The sequence below is a fragment of the Aureimonas sp. Leaf454 genome (genome assembly GCF_001424685.1).
Lineage (GTDB): Bacteria > Pseudomonadota > Alphaproteobacteria > Rhizobiales > Rhizobiaceae > Plantimonas.
Genome location: NZ_LMQT01000020.1, coordinates 13,657 through 31,707 on the forward strand (window position 1 = coordinate 13,657; position 18,051 = coordinate 31,707).

23 protein-coding genes are annotated in these 18,051 nt (G+C 67.8%); 19 read left to right on the forward strand and 4 right to left on the reverse strand.

Annotated elements, in window-relative coordinates; genetic code table 11:
* Positions 1–108: 108 nt before the first annotated feature.
* On the reverse strand, positions 109–714 hold the full coding sequence (locus ASG43_RS13610) for a histidine phosphatase family protein (protein WP_200939514.1): 606 nt from the start codon (positions 712–714) through the stop codon (positions 109–111).
* A 387-nt stretch (positions 715–1,101) separates the two neighbouring features.
* On the opposite strand from ASG43_RS13610, the gene ASG43_RS13615 reads away from it, so the two are divergent.
* The 7 genes from ASG43_RS13615 to ASG43_RS13640 all read left to right on the forward strand — a co-directional run bounded on the left by ASG43_RS13615 (position 1,102) and on the right by ASG43_RS13640 (position 6,535).
* On the forward strand, positions 1,102–1,689 hold the full coding sequence (locus tag ASG43_RS13615; protein ID WP_056505904.1) for a thioredoxin family protein: 588 nt from the start codon (positions 1,102–1,104) through the stop codon (positions 1,687–1,689).
* A gap of 62 nt (positions 1,690–1,751) precedes the next feature.
* Positions 1,752–2,048 (forward strand): FAD-binding protein, encoded by a 297-nt coding sequence (locus ASG43_RS23590; RefSeq protein ID WP_244488096.1) that lies wholly within the window; start codon positions 1,752–1,754, stop codon positions 2,046–2,048.
* Between the two features lie 24 nt (positions 2,049–2,072).
* Positions 2,073–3,392 (forward strand): FAD-binding protein, encoded by a 1,320-nt coding sequence (locus ASG43_RS13620; protein WP_244488097.1) that lies wholly within the window; start codon positions 2,073–2,075, stop codon positions 3,390–3,392.
* Complete coding sequence (locus ASG43_RS13625) at positions 3,389–3,718, forward strand: ferredoxin family protein (RefSeq protein ID WP_056505908.1); 330 nt, start codon at positions 3,389–3,391, stop codon at positions 3,716–3,718. Before ASG43_RS13620 ends, ASG43_RS13625 begins: the two co-directional genes overlap by 4 nt.
* A gap of 22 nt (positions 3,719–3,740) precedes the next feature.
* Positions 3,741–4,577 (forward strand): ABC transporter ATP-binding protein, encoded by an 837-nt coding sequence (locus ASG43_RS13630; RefSeq protein WP_056505910.1) that lies wholly within the window; start codon positions 3,741–3,743, stop codon positions 4,575–4,577.
* 12 nt (positions 4,578–4,589) lie between these two features.
* Positions 4,590–5,444 (forward strand): ABC transporter permease, encoded by an 855-nt coding sequence (locus ASG43_RS13635; RefSeq protein WP_082490902.1) that lies wholly within the window; start codon positions 4,590–4,592, stop codon positions 5,442–5,444.
* Positions 5,445–5,506: 62 nt separating this feature from the next.
* On the forward strand, positions 5,507–6,535 hold the full coding sequence (locus ASG43_RS13640; protein ID WP_056505914.1) for an aliphatic sulfonate ABC transporter substrate-binding protein: 1,029 nt from the start codon (positions 5,507–5,509) through the stop codon (positions 6,533–6,535).
* Positions 6,536–7,141: 606 nt separating this feature from the next.
* Here ASG43_RS13640 and ssuD read toward each other — a convergent pair.
* The gene (ssuD, locus tag ASG43_RS13645) at positions 7,142–8,320 is read right to left on the reverse strand and encodes an FMNH2-dependent alkanesulfonate monooxygenase (RefSeq protein WP_056505916.1); all 1,179 of its coding nucleotides are present in this window, start codon (positions 8,318–8,320) and stop codon (positions 7,142–7,144) included.
* 200 nt (positions 8,321–8,520) lie between these two features.
* On the opposite strand from ssuD, the gene ASG43_RS13650 reads away from it, so the two are divergent.
* The 7 genes from ASG43_RS13650 (at position 8,521) to ASG43_RS13680 (ending at position 15,548) form a co-directional block, all read left to right on the forward strand.
* Positions 8,521–9,522, forward strand: a complete 1,002-nt coding sequence (locus ASG43_RS13650) for an ABC transporter substrate-binding protein (RefSeq protein ID WP_244488098.1) — start codon at positions 8,521–8,523, stop codon at positions 9,520–9,522.
* Positions 9,522–10,349 (forward strand): ABC transporter ATP-binding protein, encoded by an 828-nt coding sequence (locus ASG43_RS13655; RefSeq protein WP_056505922.1) that lies wholly within the window; start codon positions 9,522–9,524, stop codon positions 10,347–10,349. Before ASG43_RS13650 ends, ASG43_RS13655 begins: the two co-directional genes overlap by 1 nt.
* Complete coding sequence (locus ASG43_RS13660) at positions 10,342–11,160, forward strand: ABC transporter permease (protein WP_082490903.1); 819 nt, start codon at positions 10,342–10,344, stop codon at positions 11,158–11,160. Before ASG43_RS13655 ends, ASG43_RS13660 begins: the two co-directional genes overlap by 8 nt.
* 60 nt (positions 11,161–11,220) lie before the next feature.
* Positions 11,221–12,258 (forward strand): ABC transporter substrate-binding protein, encoded by a 1,038-nt coding sequence (locus ASG43_RS13665; RefSeq protein WP_056505925.1) that lies wholly within the window; start codon positions 11,221–11,223, stop codon positions 12,256–12,258.
* On the forward strand, positions 12,255–13,271 hold the full coding sequence (locus tag ASG43_RS13670; RefSeq protein ID WP_244488099.1) for a C-terminal binding protein: 1,017 nt from the start codon (positions 12,255–12,257) through the stop codon (positions 13,269–13,271). Before ASG43_RS13665 ends, ASG43_RS13670 begins: the two co-directional genes overlap by 4 nt.
* A 434-nt stretch (positions 13,272–13,705) precedes the next feature.
* Positions 13,706–14,896, forward strand: a complete 1,191-nt coding sequence (gene opgC / locus ASG43_RS13675; protein WP_056506698.1) for an OpgC domain-containing protein — start codon at positions 13,706–13,708, stop codon at positions 14,894–14,896.
* A 73-nt stretch (positions 14,897–14,969) separates the two neighbouring features.
* Positions 14,970–15,548, forward strand: a complete 579-nt coding sequence (locus ASG43_RS13680; protein WP_056505928.1) for a DUF2062 domain-containing protein — start codon at positions 14,970–14,972, stop codon at positions 15,546–15,548.
* 308 nt (positions 15,549–15,856) lie between these two features.
* Here the strand turns inward: ASG43_RS13680 and ASG43_RS13685 are convergent, their stop codons facing one another.
* Complete coding sequence (locus ASG43_RS13685; RefSeq protein WP_056505931.1) at positions 15,857–16,036, reverse strand: hypothetical protein; 180 nt, start codon at positions 16,034–16,036, stop codon at positions 15,857–15,859.
* 293 nt (positions 16,037–16,329) lie between these two features.
* On the opposite strand from ASG43_RS13685, the gene ASG43_RS13690 reads away from it, so the two are divergent.
* The 5 genes from ASG43_RS13690 (at position 16,330) to ASG43_RS13705 (ending at position 17,681) form a co-directional block, all read left to right on the forward strand.
* Positions 16,330–16,539 (forward strand): hypothetical protein, encoded by a 210-nt coding sequence (locus ASG43_RS13690; RefSeq protein WP_056505934.1) that lies wholly within the window; start codon positions 16,330–16,332, stop codon positions 16,537–16,539.
* 1 nt (position 16,540) lies between these two features.
* Positions 16,541–16,723, forward strand: a complete 183-nt coding sequence (locus ASG43_RS13695; RefSeq protein ID WP_056505937.1) for a hypothetical protein — start codon at positions 16,541–16,543, stop codon at positions 16,721–16,723.
* Positions 16,720–16,890, forward strand: coding sequence for a hypothetical protein (locus tag ASG43_RS22850; protein WP_156386708.1), 171 nt, complete (start codon positions 16,720–16,722; stop codon positions 16,888–16,890). Before ASG43_RS13695 ends, ASG43_RS22850 begins: the two co-directional genes overlap by 4 nt.
* A gap of 34 nt (positions 16,891–16,924) precedes the next feature.
* Positions 16,925–17,134: a hypothetical protein gene (locus ASG43_RS13700; protein WP_056505939.1), complete on the forward strand. Its 210-nt coding sequence runs from the start codon at positions 16,925–16,927 to the stop codon at positions 17,132–17,134.
* Positions 17,135–17,273: 139 nt separating this feature from the next.
* On the forward strand, positions 17,274–17,681 hold the full coding sequence (locus ASG43_RS13705; protein ID WP_056505941.1) for a hypothetical protein: 408 nt from the start codon (positions 17,274–17,276) through the stop codon (positions 17,679–17,681).
* 7 nt (positions 17,682–17,688) lie between these two features.
* Here ASG43_RS13705 and ASG43_RS13710 read toward each other — a convergent pair whose 3' ends face one another.
* Positions 17,689–17,967 carry a hypothetical protein gene (locus ASG43_RS13710; RefSeq protein ID WP_156386709.1) on the reverse strand — a complete coding sequence of 93 codons (279 nt, stop codon included), beginning with the start codon at positions 17,965–17,967 and terminating at the stop codon, positions 17,689–17,691.
* Between the last annotated feature and the right edge of the window lie 84 nt (positions 17,968–18,051).

Sequence of the window (18,051 nt, forward strand, 5' to 3'; positions counted from 1 at the left end):
CCATCGGCTCGACCGATATGATGATCTCGACATGGTGGAAGATCTATCGCTGGATCCGAGTGTTGCGGCGCAGGTCGGCGGCTGTCGACGATCGGTCCATCCGATCCGTCACGGCTGGACTGCCGGCTCTCGCGCGTCCGTCGGATCCGGGACAAGCCGCGCCAGCACCTCCACGTCGTTTCCCGACATCCGGACGACGATCATCTCCCCGGACGCCGGGAAGACGCCCGTCAGAGACGTGATGTTGACCTGATGGGTGACGAGCGTCGCTCTCTGACCTGTCCGGTCGAGGTCGGACAGCGTGCGCCTCACCTCGTCCGACTGCGTCCGGGCGGTCTCGCGCGTGTCGAAAAAGGAGTTGAGCGCGGCGTCCTCCACGATCGGCCCGAGATCGAGGAGCGTCGCGGTCTCGGCCGCCCGGCACCATTGGCTCGTCAGGATGCGGTCGACACGGATCCCTCGATCCTTGATCGCTTCGCCGATGCGACGCGCCTGTTCGCGCCCCGCCGCAGACAGGTTGCGCTGGGTGGCGCAATCGCCGAGCCGAAACCCCGCGGGGTCTCCGACGCCGGGCGCCTCGGCATGCCGCATCAGGATGTGGGTCTGCGGCTGAGACAGGGCGTCCCATCCCGGCGTCCCTTCGGCCTTTGACGGAGCCGTGACAGCCGAACACGCGATCATGACCGCGGCGATGAACGGAAGGCGGTGCTTCATGGAGCGAACTTTCGGTTGGGCGGACATCGCCGGAACGTACGCTCCGCATCGAGAGCGTAAAGGGTCAGCCGCAGGTCGTCCGGTCGCATGGACGACGATCCCGTGCCGGTCGGATCGGCGCTCGATCCCGCCGGATCGACGGATGACATGCCCTCCCCCAACTGCGCCGAACCGCATGTCCCTGCGTCGCGCCTCGCCGAAGCCGGACCGGGCTCGCCTCGTCCTTCGGGAAGGGCGGGTCGATCCTTTTTTCCGGCTTTCGACGCGCGCATCGGCGTGCAGGGCGAACGAAAAATCCGCTTCGGGCTGCAAATACGAACTCTTTTATCTACTTCATCGATAGACATTATGATCGGATCAGGGCCTCAACGCGATGGGGAGCCCAGAATGCCCAAAACCGAATCCAACGCCGTCCCACTCGGCACGAAGGCCATCGAGTTCTCGCTCCCCGGCCCCGGGGGCCGTGAGGTCGCGCTGGCCGACTACGCGGACAAGCCCGCCCTTTTGGTCGCCTTCATTTCGAACCGTTGTCCCTTCGTCCTCCTGCTGCGCGAGGAATTCGCAGCCCTGGCGCGCGACTACGCGGACAAGGGCCTCGCCGTCATCGCGATCAACGCCAACGATGCCGATGCCCATCCGGAGGAATCACTGGACCGCATCGCGGCGGAGATACGGGACCAGGGCTACGGATTCCCCTACCTCAAAGACGGCTCGCAGGAGGTGGCCAAGGCCTATCGCGCCGCCTGCACGCCGGATTTCTTCCTCTTCGACGCCGACCGACGGCTGGTCTACCACGGGCAGTTCGACGACGCCCGGCCCGGGAACGGCAAGCCGGTGACCGGCGCGGACCTGCGCGCCGCGGCGGACGCGGTTCTCGAAGGCCAGACGGTGGCCGCGCACCAGACGCCTTCGATCGGCTGCAACATCAAATGGAGCGCCGGCAACGAACCCGGCGCGGCGCAGAGAGCGGCCTGAGCCTTGCGCCCGCGTCCGAGCCGCCCCGCGGCCCCCTCTACCGATTGATGTGAGATCCGAACATGTCCTCGACCCGGAAGGACCGCTTCCTGCCCGATGGCCAGACCCTTTCCTGCGACGTGCTCGTCGTGGGCGGCGGCCCGGCGGCCGCATGGGCTGCGCTTTCGGCGGCAGGCGACGGCGCGACCGTCATTCTCGCCGACAAGGGATATCTCGGCACCAGCGGGGCGACCGCGCCCTCCAACACCGGGACGTGGTGCGTTCCGCCCGGAGAGGGGCGTGCCTCGGCCGTCGAGGCACGCTGGAAGCGGACGGCGGGCCTGGCCGACAAGCCGTGGATGCTCCGCTGCGTCGACTAGAGTTTCGAGAACCTCGCCAAACTCGTGGAGTGGGGCTACCCCTTCCCGAACGACGACGGCGGCAACCTCTACGTCGCCAACCTGCGCGGTCCCGACTACATGCGCTTCATGCGGGCCCGCGTCGCGGCGGCGGGCATCCGCATCCTCGACCATCACCCCATCCTCGAACTCATCGGTGACGGCCATGCCGTCAAGGGTGCGCAGGGGATGGCTCGGCGCACGGGCGCCAGCTTCCGCGTCGAGGCCGGGGCGGTCGTCCTCGCGACGGGTGGATGCGCCTTTTTCGAACGCATTCTCGGCGGCACCGGGCTGACCGGGGACGGGCATCTCTTCGCAGCGGAAGCCGGCGCCTCGCTCTCGGGCATGGAGTTCACGGGCAAGTACACGCTGGCGCCGAAGGGCTCGTCGCTGAACAAGGGCCTGCCCTTCCGCTGGGCGACGTTCTACAGGCCGGACGGCACGCCCCTGAAAGGACACGACGGCGAGATCCTCACCAATGGCATCGGACCGGCCGAGCGCGTGATCGCCCGCGCCCTGACCGAGGGCGAGGTCCTGGCGCGTCTGGATCTCGCGGACGCGGGTATCCGCGATGCCCTGCGCCGGGGCCAGCCGAACTGCTTTGCCCCTTACGACAAGATGGGGATCGACCCGTTCAGCGCGATGTTTCCGGTCGAGCTGAAGTTCGAGGGCACGATCCGGGGAACCGGCGGCATCCGGATCGCGTCGTCCGAATGCGCCACCGAGGTTCCTGGCCTCTTCGTCGCCGGGGACGCGGCCAGCCGCGAGAACGTCACCGGCGGGATCTCCGGAGGCGGCGCGATCAACTCCTCCTGGGCCATGGCCAGCGGCTGGTGGGCGGGCCGGGGTGCGAGCGCGCAGGCCAGGCGCCGGCGCGGCCGGCCCGAGGCCGCATCGGCACCCCTCGGACGGACGGGCTTGCGGGCCCGGCACGAGGCGAGCCCCGTCGACCTGGATCGGGCCGTGCGGACCGTGCGCGCCGAGATCGCGCCGCTGGAGCGCAACTACCACCGAACCGCCGCGACTCTGGCTTCCGGCCGCCAGGCGGTCGAGGACGTCTGGCGCGAGTTGGAGAAGCATCTCGAGGCGACCGGCCGCGACCGTTTGCGGGCCCGCGAGGTTGCCGCCGTCACGGCGGCGACGCGGTGGACCCTGGCGGCGGCCGAACTGCGCACGGAAAGCCGGGGCGTCCATCGGCGCAGCGACCATCCGGCCGAGAACGATGCCTTGCGTCGCCGCATTGCCGTTTCGGATCTTCGTTCCGTCCAGGCGGACTGGGAAGACGATGCGGACACGCTCGGCCTGCTCGAAGGATCCGCGTCGTGATCGAGGTCGTGTCCGAGGATCGCTGCATCCGCTGCGACATCTGCGAGCGGGTCTGCCCCGCCTTCGTCTTCGACCGCGACGAGACGGGACGGCCCGTCATCGCGCGGCAGGACGACTGCCAGACCTGCTTCCTCTGCGAGATCTACTGCCCGACCGACGCCCTCTACGTGGCCGAGCGCGCGGACGGCCCGACCGGGATCACCGAGGCCGAGGTCGCGGAGCGCGATCTCTTCGGGACCTATGCCCGATCGCTCGGCTGGAACCGCGGCCGGGCGGGCGGGACCCAGAACGACCCGACGCACCGCCTGCGGCTCGCCCAGGGCTGAACCGGACGAAAAGGAGAGACCCATGGACCGCATCGCCGTGCGCGACCTGCGCAAGACCTTCCAGCTCAAGCCCGGGCAGAGCGTGACCGTCGACGGACGCACCAGCGACCGGGTCAGCGTCCTCGGAGGCGTCGACCTCACGATCCGGCGCGGCGAGTTCGTGACGCTCGTCGGCCCGTCCGGCAGCGGCAAGTCCGTCCTGCTCGACGTCATCGCGGGCCTCACCGAGGCGAGCTCGGGTGCGGCGGAGATCGACGGCGACGCCGTCGCCCGCCCCCATCCGGGAACCGCCTATGTCTTCCAGCAATACGCCCTGTTTCCCTGGCGCACCGCGCTCGAGAACGTCGAATACGCTCTCGAGGTTCGCGGCGTCGGCCGGAAGGAGCGCCGCGACAAGGCCCGGGCCTTCCTCGACCTCTTCGGGCTCCGCGCCTTTGAGGACCGGTATCCCTCGCAGCTCTCCGGCGGCATGCAGCAGCGCGTGGCGATCGCCAGGGCGCTGTCGAACGATCCCGAGGTCCTCCTCATGGACGAACCCTTCGCCGCCCTCGACGCCCAGACCCGCGACATCCTCCAGTCCGAGCTCCTGCGGATCTGGGAGCAGATCAAGACCACCGTCGTGTTCGTCACCCATTCGATCGACGAGGCGATCTTCCTGGCGGACCGAATCGTCGTGATGACGGCACGCCCGGCCCGCGTGAAGGAGATCATCGAGATCGACCTGCCGCGGCCGCGCGAGCCGGGTGTGCGAAACGGCGACGACTTCACCCGCTACCGCGCCCGCGTCTGGGAAGCGCTGCGCGACGAGGTCCGCAAGGCGCAGGGCGACTGGTCCCTCGCCTCGACCTACGCTCATTGAGGAGCAAGACCGATGACGCTCGTTTCACCCAAGACACTGGATCCGTCCCTCGTCGGCACCCGGCTTCGCTTCGGACCCGCCGCCAGCTCGCTGCGGCGGTCCTTTCAGCGTTTCAGCCTCGGACTGCCGGCAGTGCTCGCCTTTGCGCTCCTGTGGGAGATCGCGCCGCGAGCGGGCTGGATCAACGCCCTCTTCTTCCCGCCGCTCAGCCGCGTGCTGAGCGCGCTCGGCGAGATGATCGCGGACGGCACGATCGCGGAGCACATCGGCATCAGCCTCCAACGCGCGGCCCTCGGCTTCCTGCTGGCGGTCGTGGTCGCCGTGCCGCTCGGCCTCGTGATGGGCCGTTACGCGCTCTTCGAGCGCATGAGCGATTTTCTCGTCCAGACGCTGCGCAACACCTCGCAATTCGCCCTGATGCCCGTCTTCATCCTGATGCTCGGCATCGGCGAGGCTTCCAAGATCGCCATCACCTTCTACGCGGCGGTGTTCTTCCTGCTCGTCAACACGATCGTCGGCGTGAAGTCGGTCGACCCGTTGCTGCTCAAGGCCGCGAGGTCGATGGGAACGTCGGACTGGGACCTCTTCAAGAAGGTGATCCTGCCCTCCGCCATCCCGTCGATCGTGGCGGGCGCCAGGCTCGGAGTGAAGACCTCGCTCTTCTCCGTCATCGCGGCCGAGATGCTCGCCGCCCAGTCCGGCATCGGCTTCCTGATCCAGCACGCGTCGCTGATGCTGGAGACGGACCGGATGTATGCCGGGATCCTGACGCTGACGGCGACGGGCCTCATCCTGAACTACCTGCTCGTCGCCCTCGAGGCTCGCGCCACCCGGTGGCGCAGCACCGACGCCAACGGCCCCGCCTGACGACACGATCGCAGCCCGGCCGAATGCCCGCTTCCCGTCCACGTCTCCAAGAGGATCCCGTCATGAACCGCATCACCTGGCCCCGGCGCTCGCTGCTTCGGCTCCTCGCCCTCAGTCTCGCCCTCGGCGTTGCCCCGGGAACGACGGCCCTGGCCGAGGAGGCCAAGCCCGACGTCATCCGCATCGGCTCGACCGCCCCTGGCCACCTGAAGTTCATTCTCTTCCGCAACCAGAAGCTTCTGGAGAAGGAGTTCGCCAAGGACGGCATTGCGGTGGAGTTGACCACCTTCGACGGCGGATCGGCCGCCTCCTTCGCGCTGGGATCGGGAGCCATCGACCTGACCTACATCGGCAACAACCCGTCCCTGCGGCTGGCCGCCAGCGGCGCCGACGTCAAGGCCATCGGCCTGTCGAGCTGGGTTCCCTCGAACGAGACGACGATCGTGGTGCGGCCCGACTCGCCGATCCGCTCGCTCGTCGACCTCAAGGGCAAGAAGGTCGCCTATCTCTCCGGCACCGTCCGCCATTCCACGTTCGCCAAGGCGCTCCAGGCGGAGGGTCTCTCCATCAAGGACGTCGAAAGCCTCAACATCGGCCTCGAGAACTCCGGCCCGGCGCTGTCGCGCGGCGACGTCGACGCGATCGTCGAGAGCACCGGCCCGGTCCAGAAGCTCGTCGAGGCGGGCCAGGCCCGGGTTCTGTTCGACGCCGCGGTCTCCGGCAGGCCGGAATGGGCCGTCCCCTATCCGATCAGCGTCAACGGCACCTTCGCCAAGACCTATCCCGAGATCGTCGAACGGATCTTGAAGGTCGACATCGAGGCCGCTCGCTGGGCGGACGCGCATCCGGACGAAACGGTGGCGATCTTCGTCCGGGAAACCGGGAACAGCGAGGCGTCCGTCCGGGCCACCTACGCGGACGGCAAGTTCCACCTCGATCCCGAGATCACTTCAAAGGCCGTCGAAGCGCTGAAGGGCGAGGAAAGGTTCATGGCCGACGCCGACCTCCTGAACGGCATGGTCGATTACGACGCCTGGGTGGACAGGAGCTTCTACGACGCGGCAAAGGCGCAGGTGGCGGCCAGCAACTGACGCTCTCCCCGCGCGGTTCCGGGGCACCGGCAGGGTTGGCCGACGTCCACGTCGCGTTGGCCGTCATGGAAATCACCGGAGCGATCGCCTCGCTTCGGTTCCTGGCCTTGGCCTGGGATGCCGGCGCCGAAGTTGCCGGGACACGAGCCGCAGCGCGCTGAGACCCCGTGTCCGGGGGAGACCGGCCTCGCCTTCGCTCAGGCCTCGTTGGCCCAGCGGATGGGATCGGATGGATCCGAGCCGTCTCAGGCGGAAGGCCGCGCGCTCCATCGCCGAGAAGACGAAGATAGGAGCGTGACGCGGCCGAGCTCAAGCGCCCTGCACGGCTTTCGAGAACGCAAGACAGGAAGACCCGGCCGGTGCCCCTGGGAGCGGCACCGGCCGGGTGACGGCAACCGACGGCCGGGAGGAGCGCTGTCGGTTGCAAGCTTCGAATCGCGTCGCCGCGTGAGCCTCCTCGACGAAGCGCATCGCAACGAGGGGGCGTCGTCCGCGCGGGCAGCGGGCACAGCGGGCCCTGTCCTTTCAGCGAGCGCGGCGGGCAGCTGGCGCTGCCCTATCAGGAAGGCCGCGGTCGTTGCGACAGCTCCCGAGGGAAGCCGCCCTTCATGACGCGCTGGCCGCTCGTGCCTCGGGAATGCTCGTATTGGCGATGGCCTCGCCGACGAGACGGGAGTCTGCCGGGGCGGCCGCGGCGCGGGGATCGTCGTGGTCGAGGGTGAGCCTTGGGAGGACGCGCTCGCCGAAGGAATAGGCCTCCTCGAGATGCGGATAGCCGGAGAGGATGAAGGTGTCGATGCCGACGCGGCGATACTCGTCGATCCGCTCGGCGACCGTCGCCCCGTCGCCGACGAGCGCCGTGCCCGCCCCGCCGCGGATCAGGCCAACGCCCGCCCAGAGGTTCGGGCTGATCTCCAGCTTCGTCCGGTCGCCGCCGTGGAGCGCGCGCATTCGGATCTGCCCGACCGAGTCCTGCCGCGCCAGCTGCTTCTGCGCCCGGGCGATCGTCTCGTCGTCGAGTTTCGAGATCAGGCTTTCGGCGGCAGCCCAGGCCTCCGCGTTCGTGTCGCGCACGATCACGTGGAGCCGGATGCCGAAGGACACCGAGCGGCCCTCCTTCTCGGCGGCCGCGCGCACCTTCGCGACCTTCTCGGCGACGGCCGCCGGAGGCTCGCCCCAGGTCAGGTACTTGTCGATCGTCTTCGCCGCGACCTCGATGCCGGCATCCGACGAGCCGCCGAAATAAAGCGGCGGGTACGGTCGTTGATGAGAGCGGAGCATGAGTTGCCCGTCCTTCACCTTGAGGTGCCGACCCTCGTAGGTCACGGTCTCGCCGGAGAGCTCCGCCTTGTAGATGTCGAGGAACTCGCGCGTCACCTCGTAGCGCTCGTCGTGGGCGAGGAAGATGCCGTCGCCCGCGTTCTCGACGGGATCGCCGCCCGTGACGACGTTGATCAAGAGCCGGCCGCCGGAGATGCGGTCAAGGGTCGCCGTCATGCGGGCGGCCAGCGTCGGCGACAGAAGGCCCGGACGCACGGCGACGAGGAAGCGCAGGCGCTCCGTCGTGCGCGCCAGCGCCGATGCGACGACCCAGGAATCCTCGCAGCTTCTGCCCGTCGGCAGGAGCACGCCGTAGTACCCGAGCCGATCGGCGGCCTTCGCGACCTGTTCGAGATAATCGATGTCGACGACGCGCCCGCCTTCGGCCGAGCCGAGAAAGCGTCCGTCGCCATGGGTCGGCAAAAACCAGAGAACCTTGAGCTTGTCGGGAAGGGCAGCGGTCATGGAGACTCCCAATCTGAACGTGACGCGAATGCTATCGGCCGCGGGCGCACCAGGACAGGAACTGATTGTCTATCATGACGCTGGATTGAGTAGATTTTACCTCGCGCCGTTGCCGACCGGAGCATTAGCCTTCGAATCGAAGCGGGCGGGTCGAGGTCATTCGGACCCGGCTCGGTCGGCGCCGAACGGAGATCGCCACCTTGAAGAAGACGAAAGCCCTGATGCTGTGCGCCGCCCTTTTTAGCTCGGCCCTCTCCGCCGGATCGGCCGGCGCCGCGCAGACCATCCGGATCGTCCAGCAGTTCGGCACGATCTACCTGCCGCTCCACGTCATCCGTGACCAGGACCTCATCCAGAAGCATGCGACGGCGCTCGGCCTCGGCGAAGTCGAGGTGGAATGGGCGAGGCTTTCCGGCGGCTCGGCGATCAACGATGCGCTTCTGTCCGGCCATGTCGACGTCGCGGCGGCCGGCATCGGCCCGTTCCTGACGCTCTGGGACCGGACGGGCGGCGCGGTGAAGATCATCGGCGGGCTTGCCCACCAGCAGAACCACCTCGTCACATCGCGTCAGGACATCCGGACGCTCGCCGACTTCAAGCCCGGCGACAAGATCGCACTGCCCGCCGTCGGCGTGTCGGTGCAGTCGCGCATTCTCCAGATGGCCGCCGAGAAAGCCTTCGGCGAGGGCCAGCACGGACGGCTCGACGCGAACACCGTGTCGCTTCCGCATCCCGACGCGACGGCGGCGCTCCTGTCCGGCTCGACCGAGATCGCCGCGCATCTCTCCAACTCGCCCTTCCAGGAGCGGGCGCTGGAGGACCCGAAGGTCCACAAGATCCTGTCCTCCTACGACGTCCTCGGCGGCCCCGTGACGCCGACCTACGTCTACGCCACCACGGCCTTCCACGACGAGAACCCGAAGCTCGCGCAAGCCTTCTTCGAGGCTTTCAAGGAGGCCTCCGCCTGGATCGAGGCGAACAAGCCGGAAGCGGCGAAGACCTATGTCCGCGTCGAGAACTCCAACCTCGATCCGGCCTTCGTCCAGTCTCTGCTGGAATCGCCGGACTCGCTCTACACGCTGGTGCCGGCGCGCTCCTACGACTTCGCGGCCTTCCTGAACCGCATCGGCGCGATCAAGACGAGGCCCGCGAGCTGGAAGGACTACACCTTCGAGTCGCTCCACGGCGAGGATGGAAGCTGATGTTGGCCCGTCCCGATCAAGGCCGGCCGGACGGCGGAATCGCCTTTGCTGCCCGTGGGCTGACGCTCGACTACGCGACGTCCCGCGGGTCCGTCCGCGCCGTCGACGATGTCAGCTTCTCCGCGGGCGAGGGAGAACGGCTCGTGCTTCTCGGGCGATCGGGCTGTGGCAAGTCGTCGATCCTGAAGGCGGTCGCGGGCTTCATCGAGCCGGCCGACGGTGAGATCCTGGTGAAGGGACGCCGTGTGAACGGACCGGGTCCGGACAGGATCGTCGTCTTCCAGGAGTTCGACCAGCTCCTGCCGTGGAAGACGGTGCGCGAGAACGTCGCCTTTCCCTTGCGCGTCTCCGCAAGGCCCGGTGGCCGCCTGTCGAAGGTCGAGGCGAGCGAGCGGGCGGCGGATGCGCTGCGCAAGGTCGGGCTGGAGCGGGTGATCGACGCCTATCCCCACACGCTGTCGGGCGGCATGAAGCAGCGAGCGGCGATCGCCCGTGCCCTCGTGACGAACGCCGACGTGCTTTTGATGGACGAGCCGTTCGCCGCGCTCGACGCCCTCACCCGTCGGCAGTTGCAGGAGGATCTTCTGCGGCTGGCCGAGGCCGAGCGCTTCACGCTGCTCTTCGTCACCCATTCCATCGAGGAAGCCATCCTCGTCGGCACCAAGCTGCATCTCCTTTCGCCCCATCCCGGGCGCACCATCGCCTCGTTCGATACGTCGGAGTTCGGTCTCGGCAACAGCGGCGGCGATCGCTTCGAGCGCGTGGTCAAGGAGGTCAACGGTCTCCTCTTCGACGCGGCGCCGATCCCGGAGTCCGTCCATGTCTGACGCCGCCACGATATCGGGCATCGCCGCGGTCCGCTTCTCCGGGACGACCTCCGCCGTCCTTCGCAAACTTGCGATCCTCGTCATCCTGGCGGCGGTCTGGCAGGCGGCCGCTGTGTGGACCGCCAAGCCGATCCTCCTGCCGAGCTTCACGGCCACCATGTCGGCGCTTGCCGACGGGCTCTGGAACGACGGGCTCCTGTCGTCCTCCTGGACATCGCTCACGGTCCTCGTGAAGGGCTATGCGCTCGCGGTCGCCATCTCGCTCGTCCTCGTCTCCCTGGCCGTCGCCAACGGGTTCGCGCGTGAGACGCTGCGGACCCTCATCTCGATGTTCAACCCCCTTCCGGCCATCGCCATCCTGCCGCTCGCCATGCTGTGGTTCGGGCTCGGTCAGGCGAGCCTCATCTTCGTGCTCGTTCATTCCGTGCTGTGGCCGTTCTCGCTCGCCGCCCTCGGCGGCTTCGACGGCGTTCCGGAGACACAGCGTCTGGTCGGGCGGAACTACGGGCTGAAGGGCCCGGCCTATGTGGGGCTGATCCTCATCCCGGCGGCGCTGCCCTCGATCCTCTACGGCCTGAAGATCGGCTGGGCCTTCGCATGGCGGACCCTGATCGCGGCCGAACTCGTCTTCGGCGTCTCGTCCGGCCAAGGCGGCCTCGGCTGGTACATCTTCCGCAACCGGAACGAGCTCTTCACCGACAAGGTCTTCGCCGGACTGGTTCTGGTGATCGTGATCGGGCTGCTCGTCGAGGGTGTCGTCTTCCGGCTGCTCGAATCCCTGACCGTCCGCCGGTGGGGCATGCAGCGCTAGCCGCTCCGGCATCTCTCCTCCCGACCCGTCCGCCTCCCATCGTCTTCGAAAGGCCAGAGCATGACATCCGTTTTCGCCCGCGTCCGCGCGACCCGTCGAACCCTCCTCGGCGCCGCGGCCGTCGCAGCCCTCGTCGCGGCGATCCCCTCGGCGGCCCTCGCCGAGGGCAAGATCCGCATCGCCCAGCAGTTCGGCATCGCCTACCTCATCCTCGACGTGGTTCGTGACCAGAACCTCATCGAGAAGCACGGGAAGGAAGCCGGGATCGACATCGAGGTCGAATGGGCCAGCATTTCCGGCGCGACGGCCATGAACGAGGCCCTTCTATCGGGCTCGCTCGACGTGGTGTCGGCGGGCGTTCCCCCGGCGCTCGCGATGTGGGACCGCACCAAGGGCAGCGGGCAGGACGTCAAGCTCGTCGCGGCCCTCGGCTCGCTCCCGAACCACCTGATCACCAACAATCCGGCCGTGAGGACGCTCGCCGACTTCGGGCCGAACGATCGCATCGCCGTCCCGGCGGCCGGGGTCGGCTTCCAGTCCCGCACGCTCCAGATCGAAGCGGCGCGGCAATTCGGCGCCGAGAACTTCAAGAAGCTCGACGACATCTCGATCAGCCTGCCCCATCCCGACGCCACGGCCGCCCTCATCGCCGGCGGCACCGAGATCAACGCGCACTTCTCGTCGGCGCCCTTCTACTACCAGGCTCTCGCCGCCAACCCGGCCGTCCACAAGGTGCTGAGCTCCTACGACATCCTCGGCGGGCCGGCCACGTTCAACGTGCTCTATGCCACCAGCGAGTTCCACGACGAGAACCCCAAGACCTACAAGGCTCTCTACGCCGCCCTCGGCGAGGCGGCCGGATGGATCGCGGCCAACAAGGAGAAGGCGGCGGAAACCTTCATCCGGCAACAGAAGTCGAAGCTGTCACCGGACCTCGTCCTCCAGATCGTCAACGACCCCGAGAACGACTTCACCATCACGCCGGAGAAGACCGAGGTCTACGCTCGGGAGCTTCACAAGCTCGGCGTCCTGAAAAACGAAGCCGCTTCGTGGAAGGACTACGTCTTCGAGGAAGCGACGGGCGAGAACGGCAGTTGACCCCGGCTGCGGATCGACGTCGCTTCGTCGTCGGCATCACCGACCACATGATGGGCGGACCGGCGATCGAGACGGACATCCTCGCGCCGACCGCCGACGTCGAATTCTTCGACGCCCGAAGCGAGGCTGACTTGGACGTCGAACGCCTTGCCCGCGTCGACGCGCTCATGGTCTGGGGCGTGCCGCTCGGCCGTCGGAGCGTCGACCACCTGCACAGATGCCGCGCGGTCGTGCGGTACGGGGTCGGCTACGAGAAGGTCGACCGCGCCGCCCTGGCAGATGCGGGCATTCCCTTCGCGAACAACCCCGACTACGGCACGGAGGAGGTCGCCGACCACGCGGTCGCGATGATCCTCTCCCTGCAACGCAGGCTATGGGAGCACGACCACCGCTCCCGGCGCCATACGACAAGCTGGCAGGCGAACACGCTGTCGCCGCTCCACCGCTCGAGCGGGGCGACGGTCGGCGTCGTCGGCGCGGGCCGGATCGGAACGGCCGTCATCAACCGGCTGAAGCCGTTCGGATACCGGATCGTGGTGTTCGATCCCGACCAGCCGCCCGGACACGAGAAGGCGATCGGGTACGAGCGGGTCCCGGACCTCGCGTCCCTCCTGAAGGTCTCGGACGTCGTGACCCTCCATTGTCCCGCCACGGCGGACACACGCGGCATGATCGACCGGACGGCGCTGGACGGTCTCAAACCGGGGGCGATCCTCGTCAACACGGCGAGGGGCGATCTGCTGGACGGCCTCGACGCCGTGGAGTCCAGCCTGCGTTCCGGACGCCTTGCCGCCGCCGCGCTCGACGTCCTGGCGCAGGAGCCGCCCGAGGATCATCCGCTGCTCGACGCCTGGCGCGAGCGGGCGGACTGGCTGGCCGGACGTCTCGTCATCACGCCGCACAACGCCTTCCATTCGGATGCCAGTGGAGTGGAGATGCGCCGCAACGCCGCCGACACGGTGCGGATGTTCCTCGAAGGCCGAGGATTGCGAAACCGCGTCGAGCCGGACTGAAGCGTCCGCGGGTTCGTCGCGAGCCGGCGCGGCTTCGGATCGGCGGCGTCGAAGCTTGCGTCGCGCCACGTCCCCTCCTCGTTCGCTCACGCCAGGCGCGAGGCGTCGACGTCACCGCGCCTCCCCAGGTTGAGCCAGAGCGCCATCCCCGCGACGATCTGTCGAGATTGGCGCGCTGGGCTCCGGCGCTCCCCATCTCCGAGCAACGGATCTGGATCTTCGCTGAAGCGCTCCGAAGCCGTCATGGCGTCACGTCCATCGTGGAGGAGATCGGGCGGGTCGCGGGCATGTCCCGCGACGGCGGAGGTCGCGGCGCCGGGCCTTCGAACCCGCCGATCCGCTCGTCGCCGGCCGGGTCCGAGGTTGCGGCCACCCCCGTTGCCGCAGTACGGCTGGGCACGCCGGAGCAGGTCCCGGTGAAGCAGGGTATCGCCATGAAACGACTGGACTTGATCGACGGGTTGCGGGGCTATTTCCTCGTCTTCATGTTGATCAACCATCTCGCCTTCGACGGCGGCTACTGGCTGGTGGAAATCAATCACCGCCAGCTGGCCTTCGTGGAGGACGCGCAGGGCTTCGTCTTCCTGTCCGGCCTTCTTGTCGGCATGGTCTATGCCGGCCGGATGGAGCGCAAGGGTTTCAGCGCGGCGGCTGACGGCATCTGGAGCAGAGCGGGCGACCTCTATCGCCAAACCCTCGTTCTTCTCGCCTTCGCGATGACGATGATCGTGTTGTTTCCCGCCGCCAAGCTGGCCTGGGTCGATTGGATGGCGGATCTCGACTGGCGCAATCCCTTCCGGGCGGCGAGCGCGGCGCTTCTCCTGTTCCAGCCGACCTATATGGACATCCTGCCCCAGTACATCGTCTACATGCTCGCGGCACCCGTCCTGATCCGCGCCTGCCTGAAGGGTCGCGGGCCGGAAATTCTGATCGGCTCCTCGCTTCTGTGGCTGGCCGCGCAGTTCGCCGTCCAGCGGCCCATGACGGCCGCGCTGAACACCTGGCTCGCAGGCGACACCGGGCACGGGCTCCGTGTGAACTTCAATCTCATGGCCTGGCAGATCGTCTTCGTCGTCGGTCTCGTCTTCGGGGCGCTGACGGCGATGAACCGGATCGACTGGAGCCGGGTCTTCCGGCCGGACGTCACGATCCTGCCGGTGGCAGCGCTGTCGGTCTGCCTGTTCTTCCTGCCCTTCCGGTTCGCGACGGCCCACGATTACATGCCGCTCGACGTGCTCGGTACGTTCCAGAGCTACGAGAACCGCTCGGAGTTCGGGCTCGTGTACCTGCTGAACTTCGCCGCGGCGGCCTCGGGGATCGCCTGGCTCCTGATCGCCGGGCCGGACCACCCGTCCCGCCGCGTGCGAGCCTTCTCGCGGGGCCTGTCCGGGCTCATCAGCCTGCCCTTCCTGCGACTTCTCGGACGCCACTCGCTCCAGGTCTATGTCTGGCACGTCGTGATCGTCTATCTCGTCCGCTTCGTCGACATCGAGACGCCCCCCTTCAGCCAGCCGTTGAAGACCGCGGTCGCGTTCGGCTGCATCGCGCTTCTCGCGCTCCCGGCCCTCTATCGGGAGCGCAAACGGCTCTTCGGGCAACTCGGCCCCGGCACGCCCCCGGCATGACGAGCACGGCGCCGCAACCGCCCAAAAGGTCGGCGATCGTTCGGACCGTCATCGCTGGCATTCGGTTGGCCCCATGAGATGGCCACCCAAGATCGCTGTCTCCAAGGAAGCCATCCTCGGGAACCGCTGGATACGTCCGTTCGCCCACCGCTTGACGCATCCCTCCCTCTGGCACCTGAACCGCAGGTCCGTTTCGAGGGGCGTCGCGCTGGGCCTCGTGGCGGGCTTCCTGATCCCGGTCGGGCAGATCGTCGTCGCCGCTCTTCTGGCGTTCAGCGTGCGCGCCAACATCGTGGTGGCCGCGACCGCCACCCTCGTGACGAACCCGCTCACATTCCCGCCGATCTACTACGCGGCCTACCGCGTCGGGCGGTTCATCCTGGGCACCGGCGCGCGCGAACTGTCGGAGGATCAGGTGTTCGTGCTGGCAGAGAACGCGGCATCGGCTGCGGAAGCGTCGAACTGGTCTTTCGTCAACGTCCTGCTTCCGCTGGCGCTCGGGCTCCTCGTTTTCGCCGCCGTATCCGGGGTGCTCGGCTTCGCCCTCGGCCGCCTCGTCTGGACGATGCGCATTCGCCGGAAATGGCGGCGCAGGATCACCGCCAGGTCCCGGGGCCGGAAGATGGGCGCGGCGCCGACGGACGCCCGGTAGCGGACACACCGGCAAGCGCCGAGCCGTTCAAACCGGCCCCCGCCACGAGGGGGTCGATCGCCTCCTGCGGACAGACGCGCTCGCGCAACGCCTCGGCCTCGGCCTCGATCCGCCAGCCCCTCCGCCGTCCGTCGGACCTCTCGTTTGAGCGATGGCCGCGGTCCCTCGGCATGCCCCCGATGCACAAGGGGCTGCCCTTCCCCGACGGACGAAGACGCGGGCGCCGGCAAACGCAGAAAGGCGCGCGAACGGATGTCGCGCCGGCGCTCCGGATGGCGACGCCCGCGAAGTCTCGGACCCTTAAGCGGTCAGGCGAGGGCCGGGTCGGCCGCGAGGGCGTTCGCCAGGGATCTCGCCGTGACCTGTTGTGTCGTCCAGCCGTCCAGCCATTCCAGCTGGCGTGTCGATCCGGCGGAGTACTGGCAGGACGAGGTGGGACGTTCGGCGGTGAAGGAAGCTGCGCCTTCCAGGCGGGGCGTGTTGGTCATGACGTGGCACTCCTGTCGCCGGCGATGGCCCGCAAGTGCGCCGATAGCGCCAAGTGCAGCATCGCTTGTGGCAGGCGCATAAAGCGACGGGAACTTTGGGATGTAAAGCAGAATGCGTCTCAAGCGCTCGCAGCGACGGACGCCTCGGCCTCCATCTTTTGATGCCCAAAAATATCCATAGTAATCACCGGCGTAAGGTCTTACATGTGTGGTGCAGGTAATGCTCGAATTGTCGGATTTTCCACGCATTTGCGTGAAGCGATCAACAATCTGACTGACCGAAAGCTTTCACCATGCACCCCAGAGACACTGCCCGCCAACGCGCCGAAGCGCTGTTCAAGCCCTCTGCGCCCCACGCGGCGAGGGCGGAGGCTCCGAGCCCCTTCGACAGCATCAAGCGACAAGCCGCCCTCGCTCACTCGATCGGCAGGCTGAAGCGCTCCGATCGTCCGGTCGGCACGATCGCGCTGCCGGCGGTCGCCGACGGAACACGGGAGAGCTGACATGGCCTACATGCAGAAGTACCCAACCTCGGCCAAGCTGCCGGACCTGCTCGCTTCGGTCGCCACGGTGGCCAACAATAGCGTCATCGTCGAGCGGGAGGGTTCGGAAGCGGGCGAGGACCAGTTCAACTGGCCTCCCCCGAGCGCGGCGGCCCGGCGCTTGCCCGATCTGAAACGCGCATGAGCTTCGAGACAACGACGCATGACTCCTTCACCAAGCGGAAGGATGCCCGCGGCGAGTGGTCCGTGATCGTCAACCTGAGCGGCCAGCGCCAGCCCGCGGTGTTCTGCAAGGACGAGGCGCATGCCGACCGCACCATCCGCGAACTGAAGCTGAAGCATCCCGAGTGACGCCGCGCCTGCAACCGATCTGGAGACGGTCACCATGAAGAAGAACCAAACAGCCCGCGTGACGATCGGGACGCTGCACCGCGTCTCCGACACCAAACCCGTTCTGGTGTCGCCCGCGGACATGGCGCCGCGGGACGCCGAGGTCGTGCGCTCGATCAACAGGATCATGCGAAACCTCGAAGGCGACGGCACAAGAAGCGACGCCACCGAGGCGACCCCGCTCGATGTGGGGCCCCGCCGCTGAAGCTCGGGCGCCATCATCCCGCCGAGCTCGATCCGCCATCGTGGGGCCTGTCGCCTCATCCAATGGTTTGGGTGCGCTGTCGTGTCCGTTGCGCAATCTCCCGGCATCCCCACTTGCCCAAGACCCAAAGGAGCATGCCATGGATAACGCCATCACCGACGACGGCCCCTCTTCCAACCTGACGCCGACGGACGGCGACCGCATCGCCTGGATGAGCGACATCGCCATTCCCTGCATGGAAGCTTTGGCTGAGGAAGCGGCGAGCGCCGGACGCTCCGTGACCTACGAAGCGGACCTCGGCCCGCAGCGGCTCCCGGGCGTGAGCCGCTCCCTTCGGCTCAACATCGATCGGCCCAAGGGCGCGCTGTCGCAGACCTACAAGGCGCTGTTCACGGTCGTCGTCACCGAGCTCGGGGAGATCAAGGCGTTCGGTTACGGCGAGCGCTTCGCTCTACTCGGCCGCATCGGCGACGTGAAGCTGGCCGATCTCCGCTCGGCGCTCGACCGGATCGTCCGCCCCTACGGGATCGGACCGCGGGCCGCCTGACCGCCGCCTACCACCGCGAGCGTGGAAGGGCGTAGATGGCGAAGCCGAGCGTGAGGACGGCCATGGCGCCGATCCAGATGACGGCCCTCGCAACGACCCAGAACCGCCGGTCGGTTTGAGCGGCGGCACGGCGGTCCATCTCGCCGTGGATGTCGTCGAGATAGGCCGAGACCGGCGCTCCGGCGGTCGCGCTTGCCTCCCAGCGGTAAAGGTCGGCCAGGGTGGCTCGCTTAATCTGGACCACGGCTTCCGGACGTTGCGAGCTCAGCGGCAGACGATTGGGCATGAGTCGATACTCCAGAAGCCTGATCACCAAGCCCGCGCATGGCTATCGCACGCCTGGCTGACGTGAGCCTCTGTCGCGTCCTGA

Coding starts and splice junctions, on each gene's coding strand:
- ASG43_RS13680 (WP_056505928.1), top strand. CDS start 14,970: ATGAGATGGCCACCCAAGATCGCTGTCTCCAAGGAAGCCATCCTCGGG.
- ASG43_RS13690 (WP_056505934.1), top strand. CDS start 16,330: ATGCACCCCAGAGACACTGCCCGCCAACGCGCCGAAGCGCTGTTCAAG.
- ssuD (WP_056505916.1), bottom strand. CDS start 8,320: ATGACCGCTGCCCTTCCCGACAAGCTCAAGGTTCTCTGGTTTTTGCCG.
- ASG43_RS13660 (WP_082490903.1), top strand. CDS start 10,342: ATGTCTGACGCCGCCACGATATCGGGCATCGCCGCGGTCCGCTTCTCC.
- ASG43_RS13610 (WP_200939514.1), bottom strand. CDS start 714: ATGAAGCACCGCCTTCCGTTCATCGCCGCGGTCATGATCGCGTGTTCG.
- ASG43_RS13635 (WP_082490902.1), top strand. CDS start 4,590: ATGACGCTCGTTTCACCCAAGACACTGGATCCGTCCCTCGTCGGCACC.
- ASG43_RS13640 (WP_056505914.1), top strand. CDS start 5,507: ATGAACCGCATCACCTGGCCCCGGCGCTCGCTGCTTCGGCTCCTCGCC.
- ASG43_RS13615 (WP_056505904.1), top strand. CDS start 1,102: ATGCCCAAAACCGAATCCAACGCCGTCCCACTCGGCACGAAGGCCATC.
- ASG43_RS13655 (WP_056505922.1), top strand. CDS start 9,522: ATGTTGGCCCGTCCCGATCAAGGCCGGCCGGACGGCGGAATCGCCTTT.
- ASG43_RS13695 (WP_056505937.1), top strand. CDS start 16,541: ATGGCCTACATGCAGAAGTACCCAACCTCGGCCAAGCTGCCGGACCTG.
- ASG43_RS13700 (WP_056505939.1), top strand. CDS start 16,925: ATGAAGAAGAACCAAACAGCCCGCGTGACGATCGGGACGCTGCACCGC.
- opgC (WP_056506698.1), top strand. CDS start 13,706: ATGAAACGACTGGACTTGATCGACGGGTTGCGGGGCTATTTCCTCGTC.
- ASG43_RS13665 (WP_056505925.1), top strand. CDS start 11,221: ATGACATCCGTTTTCGCCCGCGTCCGCGCGACCCGTCGAACCCTCCTC.
- ASG43_RS13630 (WP_056505910.1), top strand. CDS start 3,741: ATGGACCGCATCGCCGTGCGCGACCTGCGCAAGACCTTCCAGCTCAAG.
- ASG43_RS22850 (WP_156386708.1), top strand. CDS start 16,720: ATGAGCTTCGAGACAACGACGCATGACTCCTTCACCAAGCGGAAGGAT.
- ASG43_RS23590 (WP_244488096.1), top strand. CDS start 1,752: ATGTCCTCGACCCGGAAGGACCGCTTCCTGCCCGATGGCCAGACCCTT.
- ASG43_RS13685 (WP_056505931.1), bottom strand. CDS start 16,036: ATGACCAACACGCCCCGCCTGGAAGGCGCAGCTTCCTTCACCGCCGAA.
- ASG43_RS13710 (WP_156386709.1), bottom strand. CDS start 17,967: ATGCCCAATCGTCTGCCGCTGAGCTCGCAACGTCCGGAAGCCGTGGTC.
- ASG43_RS13705 (WP_056505941.1), top strand. CDS start 17,274: ATGGATAACGCCATCACCGACGACGGCCCCTCTTCCAACCTGACGCCG.